Raw genomic sequence first — 17,802 nt, forward strand, 5'->3', positions numbered from 1 at the left:
TTGTACGTCAGCTCTGGTAAAATCAAAAGATTTTCCTTTGATGATTCCTTCAGTACCTGCAAAGCCAGGTTAGCGGCTCCCATGTTTTTCAACATACCTACAAAGCTGTTCATAATAATCAAAATATCGGAAAACAGATCCATTGTCCAGGGAGTTAAGGTTAATGTTTTTTTGGCCCATGGGAATTCAAGGAAAAAACATTGTTTTGTCAATCGTGCATTTCAAAATATTTACTGCCTTTTTTTAAGACCGTTTGCGAATATCTGGTTATGTGACTTAAATACCAGGCTGGAAAAGTATAACAGATAATTAGAATCTTTTGAAAGGAAAATAATCAATTAATAACTAATAAAAGTCTACGACAGCGTTGCTAAAATGGCCAAATCAATTTTGTTCCTTCCAGATATTTCGGGTTTTACAGAGTTTGTGGAAGAGACCGAGGTAAACCATAGCCAGCATGTGATAGCAGAACTTTTGGAAATCTTGATCGAGTCGAACATCGCCGAGATGGAACTGGCCGAAATAGAAGGTGATGCCCTTTTCTTCTATTCCGAAGAATCGATACCCTCCCAAGAAATCCTACTTGCCCAAATCACCAGTATGTTCACCGCGTTCTATAGCCACCTTGACCTGTTCAGGGAAAATAGGGTATGCCCTTGCAATGCCTGTGCTAAAGCCCCTGACCTTAAACTCAAGATCATTGCGCATTGTGGGGAGGTCGAACATATTGTGGTGAAGGGAAAACGAAAGCCCTTTGGCAGAAAGGTCATTGAAGCCCACCGGCTCCTGAAGAACACGGTTAAAGGTGACAGCTATGCATTGCTCACGAAGGAATTGGCGGAGGAAGTGGACCTGTCGTTTTATTATTTCAGCAAGATTTTTCATTTCAAGGAGGGTGAAAACAAATATGACGGGAAGAACCTGGAATATATTTATTCATTCATTGATCCCCTGAAACTGAATCTAAAGCCTGTTCCCACGGTAAAAACTTTTGTGCCGGATAAAAAGCCCAATATTCACTTGCATAGGCGAATGAACCGTTCGGCGGCAAAACTACATTCGTTAATCATGGACTTTTCCATTCGCCCACAATGGATAAAAGGGGTGGACCGGTTTGTTTTTGACGGGAATAAGGTAAATCGGATGGGTACACGGCACCTTTGTGTGATCAATGGGAAAAATCTAAGTTTCACCACTATCAAAAAGGCGGTAGAACCTTCGCAGTTGGTCTATGGTGAGCATACAACCGACGCCAGTCCTTTCAAAAAGTACTACCAGATTTATATCATCACCCCGATATCTGATATTGATTGCAAGCTTAAGGTAGAGGTATATTGGACCATGAAATGGTCCATTTTTGGTCGGATACTGGAACCTTTGGTAAAAAGAAAAGTGAGAAGAAACATTTTGGAATCTTTGGAACTCTTGGATGCCATTTAATCCAATGGAACAAGAATATTCGATTATTGGGATTGAAGTATATCAAAATCTGTCAAACCAGAAACAAAGATCTATATTGACCATTAAAACCGAAATATTTTTGAATTCCGCAGAAGAATAAACTACAATTATTGGCCCAGTCCCATTTCTGGGCTTTTTTAGTAGTATCGTTCCTTCACTTTTTTTGGGACGGTTTCTTAACAATTTTATGTTTTATTCGCTATTTTGATTCTAATCAATGCAAAGCAGCAATAAATCTTATTTCTAATAACCTCATTTTCTTTAAATTTTGAGATTCAATAATTTACGGAATCTTTTGGTCGGATATGACGAATGAGAGGTACACAAGGTATTTACATTTTTGGTCCTGCCAGCAGGACGAAGAATGTAAAGCAAGAGGGTAACACGCTAACGCGATGTTACAATTTTTAGTTGTTTGATAATCAATGATTTCGTGAAAAACACTAGTTGTCACAAAAACTCTGGGGACGCCAGTATACACTGGATTTTTTTGGCACAAAAAATAATATTTGCTATGCAATGTAACCATTTAGATTACCCTTTTTCACGGATTTAATTTGATATTGTTTGATACTAAATGAAGGATGAAAAAGCAGTAAGTTTTGAAATAGAAAGAAAATTTTGAAAAAATAGCAAGTGCGCCCTATTCCGATTTTACTTCACGCTTATCTCCCGGAACGCCATAAAATCGGAAAAGGATCCATGCGCAAAGTTTAGGGGTAAGAATTTGGGATTAAAGTATTTGGAGTAGATTGAATTTTCTTAAAATTATTGATTTTTCTTTCCGAAAGTTAAATAGTTAATTTATATTCAATTGATATGTTTCAATTTCCATTAATAGCGGGTACATTGTCGGCAATACTTCATGTAATTTCAGGTCCAGATCATCTTGCTGCGGTTACTCCTCTAGCTATTGAAACCAAACGCAAAGTTTGGAAAATCGGTTTACTTTGGGGCTTTGGGCACTTAACGGGAATGCTATTAATTGGTTTGCTCTTCCTTTTGTTCAAAGAATATATTCCGTTAGAGCAGATATCTGAATACAGTGAGCAACTAGTAGGAGCGGTATTGATTGCTGTAGGTCTTTGGGCACTATTTAGTATTTTCCATAAAAGCAAAAGCCATAAACATCCTCATATTCATGCTGGCGAAGAGCCTTACATTCATGTTCATGAGCACGAACATGGTGAAAGCCAATTAAACCATAGCCATTCCCATCGGAAAAAAATAAAACAAAATTTGTGGTCTTCTTTTGCTATAGGGGTTCTACACGGGTTGGCAGGAATCGCTCATTTTATTTTATTGCTTCCCGTCTTGGGTTTTGAGCAGCCGATGGATAGTGTTCTATATATTTTAGGCTTTGCCCTTGGAACCGTACTGGCCATGACCGTTTATACGCTATTACTTGGTTTATTGACCAGCTATTCAAAACACAAAAACAATACGTCCCTTTATACAACCATAAGAATTTCTGGAGGGCTGTTTGCTATTGCTGTAGGAGTCTATTGGATTTATTTAAGCTTTTAGAATTTTAAATGCGTAATAACAATCCTATGGTTACCTGTATCAGCGACGATAAGTGTATTCCCTTGGGTGGTAATGGAAAATGGCCAATACAAAGAGCTTGAGGTACCCATTAAGGTTTCCTTGTTTTCACTGCCCGATTTGAAATCTCGTTTTCCGATAACCGCTGTTGCTTCTGCACTATTTTCTGACGGAACGGTTTCAAACCAAAGTATTCTGCTGTTTCCCGTGTCGTTTACAAGTATTCCTTCTTTGTAAAAACAAGCGTCATATGTCCAGTTTAATGATTTTCGGGAAGGAAATAGTCCAAACTGATTTTGTCCACAGGCGTCAAAATTAGGCTGACCGATGATGACATTCGACGGTTTTGAAAATGCTTCTTCTGCATTTGTCCAAAAGAGATTTCTATAAAACTGGGTATCGGCGACGACCATCTGGTTCTTGGAATTTACCTTAACCGAATACGGCCAAATCGGTTCATGATTTTCATAATCCCGGGTGGTAAAATTCGGCTTTCCTATAACTTTGTCGGCAGGGAGGTAGTTGGTTTTGGGAATAGTTTTATAAAACAAAATTCTTCGATTGCCCGTATCGGCAATCCAAAGGGATTGACCATTGGAGAAAACTCCATAGGGCCAGTTCAAAGTCTGTGCAGAGGGGTCACTACCAATACCTTTCACATTGGGACGGTTCGAAGTGAAGTTGGGCTGCCCTAAAACAACATCGGCCGGTTGTCCATTTTTAGTTGGCATGGCATGCCAAATGAGTACCCTGTGATTCCATGCGTCGCTAACTACGATGGTTTCACCATTGCTCCATATTCCTGAAGGATACTGAAAGCTGCCTGCGGAAACCTCTCCTCCAGAATTCCTGCCAGTCTCGGACACATCAGATTGCCCTAAAACAATATCAGGTTCTTGAAATTCTGAGGTGGGTAAATCTTTCCAAATAAACACACGGTTTCTGCCGGTATCGGAAACAAGGAGATGGTTCTTTGCCGCAAAAACCCCTCTCGGTGCCAAAAAGGGCATTTTTCTAGATCCATTGAAAATATAGGAATTGGCAACGTGTTGGCCGAGGGTCTCGAAATTCATGCTAGCAAATTCTCGGCAATTGTTCTCCAGGAAGCATGCTAACGATGCGTTTACCACCAATGGCGCTTTCCAGTATTACTTGTTTCGGATGTTCTTCTACCACATGGCCAATAATCTGGGCATTCTTCCCATTTTCATCCTGTTTTAATGTTTCAAGAAAGCCATCGGCACTTTCCCTGGAAACAAAAGCAATAAACAGCCCTTCATTGGCTACATACAAAGGATCCAAACCGAGCAGTTCGCAGGCACTGGACACCTGTTCGGCTATCGGCAAGTCTTTTTGAAAAATATCAAAACCCTTATCGATAGATTGTGCAATTTCTTTCAATACGGTAGCCACACCACCACGGGTGGGATCGGTTAAGAGACGGATATCAGAGCCAAATTCTTCAATAAGGTTGGAAATCGTATGATTAAGATTAGTGGTATCACTTTGAATCTCTGAATCGAATTCCAAACCTTCTCGAACGGACATGATGGCCATGCCATGTGAGGCCACATTACCGCTAATGATAATTTTGTCCCCGGAGGTAATATTTTTTGCACTGATATTCGCTTTGGGATGAATAGGGCCGACTCCAGAGGTATTGATAAAAATCTTATCCCCCTTTCCCTTTTCCACTACTTTGGTATCTCCCGTAACAATTTTCACCCTTGCTTTTTCGCAAGCAAATTTTATGGCCACCAGAATATCCCAGAAATCCTTTACTGGGAGGCCTTCTTCAATAATAAAACTTAGAGACAAATATTTAGGTATCGCTCCACACATCGCTAAATCGTTGACCGTACCGTTTACCGCTAATTCCCCAATATTCCCGCCAGGAAAAAAGATGGGGGAAACCAAAAAACTATCGCTTGAAAAGGCCGTTTTTCCATCGAGTTCAAGAAAAGCACCATCATGACGCTCGTCCAAAATATCATTGCTCAACAGGTCAAACACCCCACTATCCAACAACTTATTGGTCAACACACCACCACTTCCATGGCCCAAAGTGATAACATCAAAGTCCAGTTTGGGCATAGGGCATTGCAACTGCATGCGTATTTTTTCGTTTTCCGACATTTGAAACTGATTAGGCTTCCACCATTCCTGAAAAATGATAATAAGCTGCACAGGCCCCCTCGCTGCTGACCATGGGTGCACCAAGTGGATTAGTTGGCTTACAGGTCTTGCCAAATTGTGAACATTCGAAGGGTTTTTTAATCCCCTTCATTATCTGACCAGAAATACAGAGGGGATTTTCAGGAGCTTCTTCTATGGTAACCTCAAATTTTTTGATGGCATCGTAGGCGGCATATTTTTCTCGAACGGCATAACCGCTATTCGGTATTTCACCAATACCACGCCACATTTGATTGCGTACTTCGAACACTTCAGCAATGACCTTCTGTGCTTCGGTATTTCCTTCTTCCCGCACGATTCGAGCATACTGATTTTCAACTTCTGATTTGCTTTGTTCCAATTGACGGATAACCATCAGAATACCTTGTAAGACATCTAGAGGTTCAAAACCAGTAACCACAATAGGTACTTTGTATTTCGCAGATAACGGATGGTACTCGGTATTTCCCATAATGGTACAAACATGACCGGCTGCCAAAAATCCATCAATCTGGCTTTCTTGGTCATCGATGACCGCCTTAATAGCAGGAGGCACCAAAACATGAGAGGCCAAAATGGAGTAGTTCTTCACGTCCCTTCTATGCGCATGTATAACTGATAAAGCATTGGCGGGAGCCGTGGTCTCGAACCCTACAGCAAAGAAAACTACTTTTTTATCAGGATTGTCCTCAGCAATTTTTACGGCTTCCAAGGGGGAATACAAAACTCGAACATCAGCACCTTCGGCCTTAGCTTCCAGCAAACTTTTTTGTGAACCCGGCACCCGCAACATATCACCAAACGAACAAAGAATTACCCCTTTATCCAGGGCTAAATAAACTGCTTTGTCAATTAGGTTGAGCGGGGTAACACAAACCGGGCACCCAGGTCCGTGAATCATGGTGATTTTATCTGGCAACATTTCTATAATGCCGTTCTTCACCAAACTATGGGTTTGTCCGCCACAAACTTCCATAATTGACCAGGGCCGTGAAACGGTATTCTTGATTTCTTCCAAATATTTTTTCGCTAACTCGGGGTCCCGATACTCTGACATATACTTCATCGCTATTCTGATTTAGGCAAATATTCATCAACATCTTCCAGTTCACCCAACTCACCAATCTCTTCAAGGTATTTAAAGGTTTTCTGTGCCTCTTCTTCATTTACTTTACTAATGGCAACCCCGACATGTACCAGTACATAGTCGTCGACATCTGCATCTGGCAACATTTCAAGACTTGCCTCTTTGGTAATCCCTCCAAAGGAAACCTTGGCCATACGTACCAACCCATCGTACTTGGTTTCTATACTCTTAATTTTTCCTGGAATTGCTAAACACATATGCTAATTTTTAATGTGCTGATAATAGCACAATTGACCGAATGAAATGTTCTCATCGTTACTTGACAATATACGATTAATTTTAAACCCAATCCCCCTGTTTTTAGCTAGTTCGAGCAATTTTTCGATTAATAAAGCATTTTGAAAAACACCGCCACTTCCTGCTATAGTTTTAACGCCACCTTGCACTGCAACACGAAGTACTACCAAGGCCAAAGTGTGAATAAAACTATGAGCAATTTGTGAATCCGAAACACCTTTCCTTTTCGCTTGCAAAATGTTGCCAATGAGTACTTTGGAAGGAATCTTTTCGTACTCAACACCTTCCAAAAAATCAAAGTATGTATTCCCCTTGTATTGCCCTGCAAGATTTTCTAAAAGCATAGCTGCCTCACCCTCATATGAAGTTACGTCAATGATATCCAAAAAGGAAGCAACAGCGTCAAACATACGCCCTACAGAAGACGTTTTGAGGGTATTATTTTCTAACGCCTTAGTATACACTTTCCATTCCGTTTCTGAGAATTTATGCTTGGCACCATGCCTTTCGTTTTCAGGAAGAAAACTTAATAACGACAATCTCGGTTCTCGCGCCATTTTATCTGCGGCTATCCAATCCACATACTCGAAATGAGTCAAACGTTTGATTTCATGGTTTTGATAGCTAAAAAACTCGCCTCCCCAAATGGCATTATCTTCTCCATAGCCCGTACCATCCCATATTATTCCGAGTATTTTTTCATGACTATCGAATAAATTATGTTCCCCCAAAACACTAGCAAAATGTGCCATGTGATGCTGTACCGTGATGAGCTTGGCATTCCACTTTTCGGCCAATTCCTTACCAAGAATACTGCTTTGATATAGTGGGTGGGCATCAATTAAAATAACTTCAGGTACTATTTGAAACAGCTCAATGAATTGATCGAGACTTTCTTGAAATCGTTGAGAAACCTCATAGTTATCTAGATTTCCAAAATATGGCGTCACGTAGCTAAGTTTATTGGGAATGAAAGTGAAAGTACTTTTGAGATGTCCCCCCATGGCCAACGTTTTTCCTCCATTAGCATAGGAATGTCCTATATAGTTTGGGGCCATACCTCGAGCACGTCTTAAAATTAACTGATGTTCGTCGGAAAATCGCACTACTGAATCATCTTGCGGAAAAGAGATATCCAGATTATGGTGTAAAAAATAATCGGCAACCTTGGTCAGATTGCTAATGGCATCCTCTTCTCTGGAAATTATGGGGGAACCATGGACATTGCCACTTGTAGCGACTATTGGGATTTGCAACGCATCCATCAAAAGCGTTACTAGGGCTGATGACGGAAGCATCACCCCAAATTGTTGTAGACCTGGGGCAATGGCTTCTTGGGCCAATCTGCTAATTTGTTGTTTCGGCTTTAAAATGACTATAGGGGCAACATGAGACAAAAGGGCTTGAGTTTCGGCGCTGTTGATTTTAAAATCATTTTTAACCATTTCTATGGACGGATACAATAGGGCGAATGGTTTAGTAGGGCGTTGCTTTCTTTCCCGCAAGCGTTGAATAGCCGAACTGTTGTTGGCATCACAGCACAACAAATAGCCGTTTGTGTTTTTTAATGCGATGATATTCCCGTTTCGAATTAAGGAAGCCATCTTCCTTATAATAGCTTTCGAAGTTCCGCTATGGGTTTTCCCTTCTGCGTCATCTAGCCTTAACTGAACGCCACAGTCATTACAGGTATTCGTTTGCGAATGGAACCGTCGGTCTTCTGGGTTGGAATATTCTTGTTGACATGTATCGCACATGTCAAATGCAGTGACCGTGGTATGCTCCCTTTCAAATGGAAAACTAGTCGTAACAGCATAACGCGGGCCACAATGGGTACAGGTTGTAAAGGGATAGCCATAACGACGATTGCCCGTATTCCTGATTTCTGCTTTGCAGGCTTCACAAATTGAAAAGTCCGGAGTTAAGGGTATATTGATTCGGTCATTTGCAACTGAAGGAACGATTTGGAAATCCGGATATTCTTGATACGGAACTTCAGAAATTGTATGCGATTGAATACGGGTAATAGCTGGGGCCTTTTCCAAAACAGATTCTAGAAAAACCTGGGCCTTTTCTTTGGTAGCAGTAATATGAACTAGTACTCCGTTCTCATTGTTGCTGACCGTTCCCTTGAGGCAGTTTTTATTGGCAAGTCTATAAACAAAAGGGCGGAAACCCACCCCTTGCACCTGCCCTGAAATTATAATTTGAAAGGTTTTCACACAAAAAGCCTATCCTTTTTTCTGTCCAACCTTTTCCAAAAGCCAGTCACACCATTCATCAATGCCCTCTTCGGTGAGCGCAGAAATTTGAATGACCTCCAATTCATGGTTCACCTCTCTCGCATCTTTGGTCACTGCTTCTACTGAAAAAGGCAAATAAGGCAACAAATCTGCCTTGGAAACCAACATCATATCACTGGTCAAAAACATTTTTGGGTATTTCTTGGGTTTATCATCGCCTTCTGTGGTTGCCATTAAGGTCACCCTAAAATCTTCGCCCAAATCAAAGGACGAAGGGCAGACCAAATTTCCCACATTCTCAATAAATAGGAGATTGATAGTTTCTAAATCGAATTGATCAAGCACTTGATGTACCATTTGTGCCTCGAGATGGCAAATACCTCCGGTAACTATCTGCAAAGCCTGAATTCCCGTTTCCCTAATCCGGTCTGCATCGCGTTCGGTTTCCAAGTCGCCGACCATAACGGCTATTTTAATTTTGTCTTTCAGCTTCTCTGCTGTTTTTTGCATCAAGGTGGTTTTACCGCTTCCGGCAGAGGAAGTAATATTGATTAAAAGGGTATTGGTTCTTGCCATTTCCCTTCTGATGATATCAGCGACAAAGTCATTGGCCTTTAGTAAATTGATATTAGTGTTTTCGCACTGCACCGTTCCCCGTGCAGCTTTTGTTGATTTTTCTATCATAGTTTTTCTTTTTTTAATTTTTAAAATCTCGATTGATTTTTCGTTTGTCCAGTAAATGCTTCAATCTTCAAACTCTACTTTATGAATGAGCATTTCTTCTCCTTGTATCACATTCTTGCTTGGTCTTTCACAATTTTCACATATAAACCGATACTTCTTGACATCCGTGATATGGTTACAGATTTCACATTGAATTTTTAAACTTGTTGATTCAACATGTAATTTGACGTGATGGTACTGTGGATGTGTCAAATGATAAGCACTATAGGCATTATATAGAAGACGGGGTTCTATGTTCGACAGAATACCTACTTTCAAATGAATAGCCTTCATTTTATTCAATTTTTCAGCCTCAAATTCTTGTTCAAGGGTTCTCATAATACTATTTACAATCGACGTTTCGTGCATTAAATCAGACTTTTTACCTTTTCTAATTCCGTTAAATGCTCATTAGCCTTAAAAATCAAATCGGCGTCGTTGACCAAGCTTTTAATCTCTTTCGCCTTGGCTTTCATTTCTTTATATTTCCGTAATTCTTCAGAACTATTCTCGTTATGGGTCAACCACCACAACTCCAATTGGTTTAGCAGCGTCAAGGCCCTTTCAAAAGGATAATCTGTAGTCGTCCGAATTGCCAAAGCCTCTTGGAACAGCCCAGAAGCTTTTTCTAGGTTATTGTGAATTTTCGCAGGAGGAAAGTGCATCAAGGCCGTGGCGTAATTATGACATGCCATAGCGTACTCATAGGGATACTCCTCTTTGGTATAAAACTTGAGAACTTCTTTAAAAGAGGATGCACAGAATGCAGTCCACATGGGTTTTTCTTCAGGACTCACGGGAATTTCGGAATAAATCAATGCCAGATTGTGGTGCACATCCGCAAATTTCTGTGGATGGGTATCTCTTTTGAACACCTTTAGCACATCTTGAAAAGCGTTGATGGCTGCCTTATAATATTGCGGACTACCATTCTTGGACCAGGTGTATAACAATGTTGCCTTTTTAAACCCTGCTTCCCCCAAAAACTCAGGAACATCTTCTTGTTTAAAATATTGAATCGCCCTGTTTATAAGTTCTTTAGAGGAGATAAAATCACTTTTGAAATTGGCTAATTCAGCTGCGTCGACCAATAGCATTCCCGCCTGTAAGGTTAGGCCTCTTTCCTCAGAGTAGGTTATGGCTCGTTGTTGCAAATCAAATACTTCTTCTATTTTTTCATCGCTATAAGGCACTTTCAACAGCCTCATCAAAATTGCAGCCAAGTGGGTGTCCATCGCAAATTTGGCATCATCTGAAATGGCTATACTTTTTTGTTCTTCCACCAATTGCTTGGCTACCCTTAGTTCCCCCACATCCAACAACAAGTTCAAATAATGTTTTGCTGTAAATACCCTTAACTCATCATTTTCAGCTTTCGACAAAGCTTCGGAGAATCCCTTTTTAAGGGCATTATAATTCTGAGGATTTTCCGAAACGCCGTAGTAATTCAAGATTGCTGAATTATGAGCAGAGGTATTTCGGCAGAAATCAACCATATTGGAAGAAATCTCATATCCAAATTGCAAATGTGTAGCTATCAAAAGATGATGGTATTCAGGTGTTTCCTCAGAAACAAATTCAAAAGCTTTTTGATGATTCCCCAACTTATAAAAAACAAAAGCCAGCAGATTATCTAGGGTAAAAGGTATCGAGGGAAAAACGTAAGGCGGTTCCAAATCATACCAATCCAAAGGAGTACTGATTTCGTTGGCATCCACAACCAAGGTTTTTAAATCCCGAATGGTTTCCGGCTGAGTTGTTACGGTCACCAATTCATTCAACCGTTCAACGAATGCAATTGCCTCATCAACCTTTGGGACGTTATTAATTGTTGTTAATATCGTAAGCATCTTTGTTTACCCTTTGTGTGCCGCGTGGGTCTTTTGCGGCCGTTTGCTGCATGTTTCTCCCATAAATTTCCGCAAGGCGTTCTGTTCTATAATCTCCAATGGTTTGAACCAATATTTGATTGGGGTCTTTGGTATTGATAAAGATGAGCGAAACTTCCCAACGGCCTTTGACCGGGATGACCTTGTATTGCACCTCAGCATCAATAAGCCAGTCGTTTCTTTTATTCGTCATACAATGCTCACCTTTATTAAATTGGTATTTTCAATGACCTCATACTCTAAATTTCTATCAGTCACATCCAAATCATTATCTATTAAAATCTCCAGAATGGCTAGTGTCTTATCTCCCTTTAAATTACGCGATTTTAATAAGAATTGTGTGGGTTTGTATATTTTAACAAACCAACTACTGGTAACAGGAGTTATCAAAATCTTATTTTGTTGTTCAACAAAGGTGACATATGCGAAATTGACTTCTCCAAAAACGGATGCAACTAGTTCACTATCAAGATAAATATGCGAAGACCTTAAAGCAAGCTTTGTGTTCAATTGACAATGGATTGACTTAGGTCTTCGAGAATATGTTGTACTACTTTATCACCTGCCTCTTTTACATGATCACTCATATCGATTTCGAGCTTGGTATTCTCGATTGCTACCAGATAGACTTGTATATCATCTGGATATTCATCCTGCAATATTTTCTTGGTATAGGATAAGGCTTGATCCCATTTCATTCCATGAAGAAAAACCAAAGGATCATCTTGTGGAGCTTTCATTACCTCTTCTGCCGGAAGTTTAAAAAGTGTTCCCACAGGTTCATCGCTATTCAAAACGGCGTCGACCAGTATAATTTTACCATGTCCTTTAAGTCCAAAGAGCACCTCGAAGGCTGCCGTACCCATGTCAAAAATGCTAATATTTCCAGATTTGGGTAGTTCTTTACGCAATTGTTCAATTACATAAATGCCTACTGCATCATCGCTACGCACTGGATTTCCGAATCCCATTATTGCCGTCTTCATATCCCTTTGATTTTATTAAAGAAAAAACTTCCCTGAGGTTTCCTTCAGAAAAGCTTTTCAAAACGGTATTTAAAACCTAAAGTTTAAACTTCGATAGTTCTACTCCGGTTTCTGCATCATGGGCGTGGACGGTACATACCAAACAAGAATCAAAGGAACGCGCAACTATTCCTACTTCAACGGGATCAAGAGGATCCTCAATGGTAGTTCCCAGAAGTGCTGTTTCGATAGGTCCAGGGTTATCGTTGCCATCCTGCGGACCAACATTCCAAGTGGTTGGTGCCATGACCTGATAGTTCTTGATGACCCCATTTTTAATCTCTATCCAATGGGCTAGCGCACCACGGGCGGCTTCTGTTGCTCCAAAACCTTTTCCATCTTTTTCTACAGGTTTGGTATAGAACTCGCCATCCAAATCTATTTGTGATAACCACTCTTCAATGAACTTATAGATTCTAGGAGCCTCATGCACTCTTGCCAAAACTCTGGTAAATACGCTTGGACCCAATTTTTTGATGATATCTCCAAATAAGGGATCTCTAATTTGATGTTCCTTATTAGCCGGATTGGCATTCATAACAACGCGTGCCAATGGTCCAGCCTCAGCAGCATGACCGTCATAACGTGGTGCTTTCGCCCAACTGTATTGGGAATCAAAATTACTGTCGTGCAAGGTTTGTGATTTTGCGGGAGTGGGCAGTGGTTCGTCCCAAGGATGAAGCCCATCTTCTTGGTCATTGTACCATGAATGTTTTACGTGTTCACTGACCTTCATATGGTCAAATTCATGATAGTTTTCACCATCAAAAAATCCACTGGATGAAATCAAAGCTGCATTTCTGCCCTCTATTGTTGGGTTATTATACATGTCTTTATGAAGGTAGGTACCTGTTGCCAAAAACTTACCAACCCCTTGGCCGAATTTGTCTAATCCGAATTCAAGTCCTGCACGGATCAACAAACCTAAGTCACTGTTTTTTTGTGATTCATTTTCTTCCACCCAAGCTAGCATATCATCCCACGTCTTGATTTCCATATAGCGCTCAATTGAGCAGCCTAACCATACTGGTTCTAGCCAATCATTTTTGAACTGTGCCAAAATTGCATGCGCTCTAGTAATATCTTTTAACGTAGGTGCACACATGACTCCACCTGGCACCATATAACTTGAATGTGGCCACTGACCACCGAACAAAGCGTAAATTTGAACAGGTAAACCACTTGCAGTCAATCCAATCTGAAATGTTTCCCCAACATAGGCAGACCAACGTTTTACCACTTCTTTATATAAAGGCTTGTCGGCATATTTCTTATTGGCCAAATCTGTGGCAAAAATGGCATAGTACCAACGGGGAATGCTCTGCAAGGTTTCCGAAGCTTGTCCAATAGCCCTAAGCAATAATGCATTTGGAGTCAACTTTGTGCCCCAAGCTGTATCCAGTGCTGAAGAGGCACAATATAAATGTGACCCTCCACAGATACCACATATTCTTGGGGTAACAATGAGCCCCGATTGTGGATCTTTGCCCTCCATAATCTTTTCAAAACCCCTGAACATAGCTGCTTGAGTGTGGGCTCGCGTAACCTTTCCGTTATCGATATAGACTTTAACATCCAAATCACCTTCAACACGACCTACCGGAGATATGTTTAATTCTGTAACTGACATTTTGTATTTTCTTTTTCGTTGCTATTATTTTGAACCTTCTTGAACCCTATGGTTCGTTGGCATTAATTTTTGGAAACCAGCTTCCAAATAGTAAGCTACCCTGTTTCTACCTTCGGGCACTTCCATAGGGAAGCCCCCTACATATTTCATGGTCTTTAAAACGCTTCCCTTTTTGAGATCGTGGTGAGGGAAACCAGGTTCCGTACATCCAAGACAGGGGTGATTGGCCCTCGTTTTACTAGACTGCCTGTTCCATAAAATATTATTACAACTTGCGCGGGTCATTGGACCCCTGCATCCTACTTCATAGAATAAGCAACCGTTACCGCGTTTACCAAAACCTCCATCCACTTTTTGGGCAAAGTTTACGACATTGGTACAGCCAGTCTGTACAAAATCCGTAAAAAATGTTTTTGGCCTATGATAGTCGTCAATTACCACATCACCTATTCGGCCAACTGATATGGCCACAAGAATTTGGGTAATCCAATCTGGGTGCGCCGGACATCCCGGAATATTGATGACTGGTAATCCCCCCTTGGAAACATAATCTGCCCCGAGAAAACCGCCTTTCTTCTTTTTATGAAACTGTAATCCCGTCGACTCACTAGGATTTGGCGGTACCGCTGGGATACCTCCCCATGTGGCGCAATCACCAATGGCAACTACATATCCGGCTACCTCGGAAAGCTCTTTAATCCATTCCATCATTGGACGGTCTGCGAAGAAATTCATGGAACCTGTATTGTTTGGCCCTTGGACCAATGAACCTTCATATACAAGAATATCCATTTGTACTTTTCCGGCAATGATATCCTTTAATAAGTCCTGTACTTGATCCCCTATTTGCAGACCTGTGGTAGGGTGCCATAAAATGTTTAATCCGAAGTCAGTGATGAGTTCCACTACCGTGGGTTCTTCGGCATTTAAAAAGGACATGGTGTTGCCACTACAAGCACCACCTTGTAACCATAAAACGTTAGCCATAATTTATTCGATTTGTTAAGAAAGCGCCTAGAAGTTAGGTTATATGAAATTTTTTAACAAAAAAAATAGGAATATTAAAGCTATTTATTTCTTTTCTAAATAATCTGTTTGATGGGTTGGAAAAAACCATTAAACAAAGTGGACAAAATTTATATTTACAATCTAGTATTAGATAAATTTTGAAGCTTTTTAGAAATCTTTATGTGGTTTTATCTTGACGAAAGTAAAATCATCAAAAAAGTTCACAAATCGTCAACATTGAAATTCATTGAAAGCTGAAAGCCTTTTAAATGTAGGGGTCTAGGGCAAAGGTTCAATTCTTGCCGGGGCTACTTTTCGATATAACAAATAGCGAGCATTGCTGTTGTGGTTTCCAAGCAGGCATTTTATTCGAAGGCCTCCCGTTTATAAACAATAGCAATATTTTTAAACTCTTCCTGAAGTCGAACGGCAAGCGTATCATTGATATGGGTTTTCCAGAGATAAATGCTTTTAAGGCGATTGAGTTGAGGGAGAATGTTTAGCAACCCCTCGGAAATTTGCGTGTTATATAGATTTAGGGATTCCAGATGGGCCAACTTTGATAAATGTTGAATTCCATCGTCCGAGATTGCATTTCCGCTAAGATTCAATTTTACAAGATTCTCCAACTGTCCCAATTGTTGAAGATGCGTATCTGTTACTCCTGAATGGCTTAGATCCAGCCAAACCAATTGTCCTTTAAGGCCTAATAACAAATCCAGGTCGGGTTGGGTAATTTCTCTTTCACTAAGGCTAAAGTTGGCATCCAGAAAGTAGTTATCCCGCATAAGGCGGTTTACAACAAAACCGCTGTCCGTTAGAGAATCAATGAGTGAGGTATTCGGAGGATCTACGGTTTGGCTAAAAATAGTGTTCTGGTCCAACCCAAGATAGGTATTGACAGTTTCGACAATTTCCTTTTTGCTATCAAGTTCGGTAACATATCCTTTGGGCAAGGCCCCGGCAGTAATCCAGAATTCAATGATATCCACTTCTTCTTCGGTTAAAGGCCTTTTACCTTCGGAAGGCATAAAATCATCATGGTTTTCGGGAAGCGTAATCCGTCTGAAGAGTTCACTTGCCTCTGCATCGCCAACCGTTACCACTGCTCCATTTTCACTCCCTTTTATCAGCTCGGGATAGGAGGTCAACAGTAAATCTCCTTTCTTTTTCCCAGGATTGTGGCAGCTGATGCATTTGGCATCCATCATAGGTTGTACCAAATCCAGAAAGATATCGGCGGAATCCAAAAGTGTCACTTTGGGTCTCGGTTCTTTCTTTGGGGGGAGACCGGCCATACCTCTGATGGGATTAGGGGCGTATTCCAGCAAATAGGTAGATCCGTGGGTAAGATTGCCTCCCAAATGACCAGTATAGGCAATGGTGATGACAACCAAAACAACCAGGGACCATTTCACAACTTGGATACTTTTACCTTGCCTTTTAAAAATGAAATAGCAGGCCAATGACAAGACCAAAACCATTATTCCACTCCATTGATGCCAGAATAAGGTATCCGTGTCATAATCTCCCGAAAGGGATAATAAATAGCCGAACAATATGGCAAAAAATGCGCTGATGGCACCGAGGGCCCAGAGGTAATGGAGAAAAGGGGTTATGGGCAGGAATTTGGGCCAGCGACTGGCAAATTGTGCAACAGCGGCCAGCAACAAAAACCCGATGGGCAAATGTACCACCAGCGGATGAAACCGCCCGAAAAAAATAAGGATGTCCGCAGGGTCTTCCAGAAAACCAAAATTGAGCATCGCAGTCAACTCCATTCAGTTCTATTTAAGAGGCTTTCCTAACAAAGGCTTTCCATTGGTAGTGAGTATTTGAAAATGGTGAACGTTATGACCGGAATAGGTCCAAATCATTTTTTTATACTTGTCCAGCTCTAAAAGTTTTACGCCTTCCTTTGCACCATAGCTTGCAATGACCGTATTACCGTTGGGCAATCTTTGGGCGCCGCATGGATCCGCCAAGGGGTTTTCTTCTAAATCGGTATTGTCCACTTTCCATACTACTTTTCCCTCCGGATCCATTTCGATGATTTTATTGCCGTGCGTAAGTGTAATTACGGTATTGCCATTTGGTAATCGGATGGCTGTAAAAGGCCAATTCTCATCCGCTCTTCCTCCCAAATCCTCTAAATCCGTTCGAAAAGAATGGATTACTTCACCGTCACTATTATATTCCTTAACTGCAAACGCCAATAGATGGGGAACCAGATAGTTGCCGTTTTCCAATTTTCTTGCCATACGTGTTTGCATATGTACATTGTCGGTTTCTGGTAGCAGGGGAACGCTTTGGACCACCTTTCCCTTTGTATCTACTTCAACTATCCTGGGTCTGGCACCTGATTCTGTAATCATTGTATTTCCACTTTGAAGCCGCACAGCGGTTCCCAACTCCATTGATTTCTCAGCTCTTTTATAGGAGAAAACAACTTCTTTTTTGGTGTTATATTCCAATACCTCATCTGCCCAGCAGATCAATATATTTCCACTTTCCAAAACATATCCATCCCTTGCTCCCGGTCTTCCGGAATTCCAAAGTTCTTCCCCCGCTTCGTCAATGATACCCGTAAACTGTGGCCCGGCCATAAAGAATGAATGCTTGATGTCCATAGTCTTTTGACCTATCAAAAGCATGGGCAACAAAAGAAAAATGAATATTCCTTTTTGAGAAAAGTTGTGCATATTAGTTTTTCTTTTGT

The 17,802-nt window shown here is 40.8% G+C and carries 17 protein-coding genes; 2 read left to right on the forward strand and 15 right to left on the reverse strand.

Annotated features, from left to right (window positions below; translation table 11 throughout):
• The first annotated feature begins 375 nt into the window (after positions 1 to 375).
• A complete protein-coding gene (locus ACP2AF_RS06745; protein ID WP_425235471.1) occupies positions 376 to 1,440 on the forward strand; it encodes a DUF2652 domain-containing protein in 1,065 nt (354 codons plus the stop codon).
• A gap of 840 nt (positions 1,441 to 2,280) precedes the next feature.
• Positions 2,281 to 2,988 (forward strand): sulfite exporter TauE/SafE family protein, encoded by a 708-nt coding sequence (locus tag ACP2AF_RS06750; protein ID WP_425235472.1) that lies wholly within the window; start codon positions 2,281 to 2,283, stop codon positions 2,986 to 2,988.
• On the opposite strand, the gene ACP2AF_RS06755 is transcribed toward ACP2AF_RS06750, so the two are convergent.
• The 15 genes from ACP2AF_RS06755 to ACP2AF_RS06825 form a co-directional block, all read right to left on the reverse strand.
• On the reverse strand, positions 2,985 to 4,079 hold the full coding sequence (locus tag ACP2AF_RS06755; RefSeq protein WP_425235473.1) for a hypothetical protein: 1,095 nt from the start codon (positions 4,077 to 4,079) through the stop codon (positions 2,985 to 2,987). The genes ACP2AF_RS06750 and ACP2AF_RS06755 overlap by 4 nt on opposite strands.
• 1 nt (position 4,080) lies before the next feature.
• Positions 4,081 to 5,142, reverse strand: a complete 1,062-nt coding sequence (gene hypE, locus ACP2AF_RS06760; protein WP_425235474.1) for a hydrogenase expression/formation protein HypE — start codon at positions 5,140 to 5,142, stop codon at positions 4,081 to 4,083.
• A gap of 10 nt (positions 5,143 to 5,152) precedes the next feature.
• Positions 5,153 to 6,247, reverse strand: a complete 1,095-nt coding sequence (hypD, locus tag ACP2AF_RS06765; RefSeq protein ID WP_425235475.1) for a hydrogenase formation protein HypD — start codon at positions 6,245 to 6,247, stop codon at positions 5,153 to 5,155.
• A gap of 2 nt (positions 6,248 to 6,249) precedes the next feature.
• The gene (locus tag ACP2AF_RS06770) at positions 6,250 to 6,525 is read right to left on the reverse strand and encodes a HypC/HybG/HupF family hydrogenase formation chaperone (RefSeq protein WP_425235476.1); all 276 of its coding nucleotides are present in this window, start codon (positions 6,523 to 6,525) and stop codon (positions 6,250 to 6,252) included.
• Between the two features lie 3 nt (positions 6,526 to 6,528).
• On the reverse strand, positions 6,529 to 8,787 hold the full coding sequence (hypF, locus tag ACP2AF_RS06775; protein WP_425235477.1) for a carbamoyltransferase HypF: 2,259 nt from the start codon (positions 8,785 to 8,787) through the stop codon (positions 6,529 to 6,531).
• 9 nt (positions 8,788 to 8,796) lie between these two features.
• Entirely contained in the window at positions 8,797 to 9,492 is a 696-nt protein-coding gene (hypB, locus tag ACP2AF_RS06780; RefSeq protein WP_425235478.1) for a hydrogenase nickel incorporation protein HypB, read from the reverse strand.
• Between the two features lie 60 nt (positions 9,493 to 9,552).
• Positions 9,553 to 9,900: a hydrogenase maturation nickel metallochaperone HypA gene (locus ACP2AF_RS06785; protein WP_425235479.1), complete on the reverse strand. Its 348-nt coding sequence runs from the start codon at positions 9,898 to 9,900 to the stop codon at positions 9,553 to 9,555.
• Positions 9,900 to 11,381 carry a hypothetical protein gene (locus ACP2AF_RS06790; RefSeq protein ID WP_425235480.1) on the reverse strand — a complete coding sequence of 494 codons (1,482 nt, stop codon included), beginning with the start codon at positions 11,379 to 11,381 and terminating at the stop codon, positions 9,900 to 9,902. Before ACP2AF_RS06790 ends, ACP2AF_RS06785 begins: the two co-directional genes overlap by 1 nt.
• Entirely contained in the window at positions 11,356 to 11,613 is a 258-nt protein-coding gene (locus ACP2AF_RS06795; protein ID WP_425235481.1) for a hypothetical protein, read from the reverse strand. The genes ACP2AF_RS06790 and ACP2AF_RS06795 overlap by 26 nt, the downstream gene beginning before the upstream one ends.
• On the reverse strand, positions 11,610 to 11,930 hold the full coding sequence (locus ACP2AF_RS06800) for a hypothetical protein (protein ID WP_425235482.1): 321 nt from the start codon (positions 11,928 to 11,930) through the stop codon (positions 11,610 to 11,612). Before ACP2AF_RS06800 ends, ACP2AF_RS06795 begins: the two co-directional genes overlap by 4 nt.
• Positions 11,927 to 12,406, reverse strand: a complete 480-nt coding sequence (locus tag ACP2AF_RS06805) for a hydrogenase maturation protease (protein ID WP_425235483.1) — start codon at positions 12,404 to 12,406, stop codon at positions 11,927 to 11,929. The genes ACP2AF_RS06800 and ACP2AF_RS06805 overlap by 4 nt, the downstream gene beginning before the upstream one ends.
• A gap of 76 nt (positions 12,407 to 12,482) precedes the next feature.
• The gene (locus tag ACP2AF_RS06810; RefSeq protein WP_425235484.1) at positions 12,483 to 14,075 is read right to left on the reverse strand and encodes a nickel-dependent hydrogenase large subunit; all 1,593 of its coding nucleotides are present in this window, start codon (positions 14,073 to 14,075) and stop codon (positions 12,483 to 12,485) included.
• A 24-nt stretch (positions 14,076 to 14,099) separates the two neighbouring features.
• Entirely contained in the window at positions 14,100 to 15,062 is a 963-nt protein-coding gene (locus ACP2AF_RS06815) for a hypothetical protein (RefSeq protein ID WP_425235485.1), read from the reverse strand.
• A 386-nt stretch (positions 15,063 to 15,448) separates the two neighbouring features.
• Entirely contained in the window at positions 15,449 to 16,864 is a 1,416-nt protein-coding gene (locus ACP2AF_RS06820; RefSeq protein WP_425235486.1) for a c-type cytochrome domain-containing protein, read from the reverse strand.
• A gap of 6 nt (positions 16,865 to 16,870) precedes the next feature.
• On the reverse strand, positions 16,871 to 17,785 hold the full coding sequence (locus ACP2AF_RS06825; RefSeq protein ID WP_425235487.1) for a hypothetical protein: 915 nt from the start codon (positions 17,783 to 17,785) through the stop codon (positions 16,871 to 16,873).
• Positions 17,786 to 17,802: the final 17 nt, after the last annotated feature.

The organism is Ulvibacterium sp., assembly GCF_965248315.1.
In the GTDB taxonomy this organism is placed as follows: Bacteria; Bacteroidota; Bacteroidia; order Flavobacteriales; family Flavobacteriaceae; genus Ulvibacterium.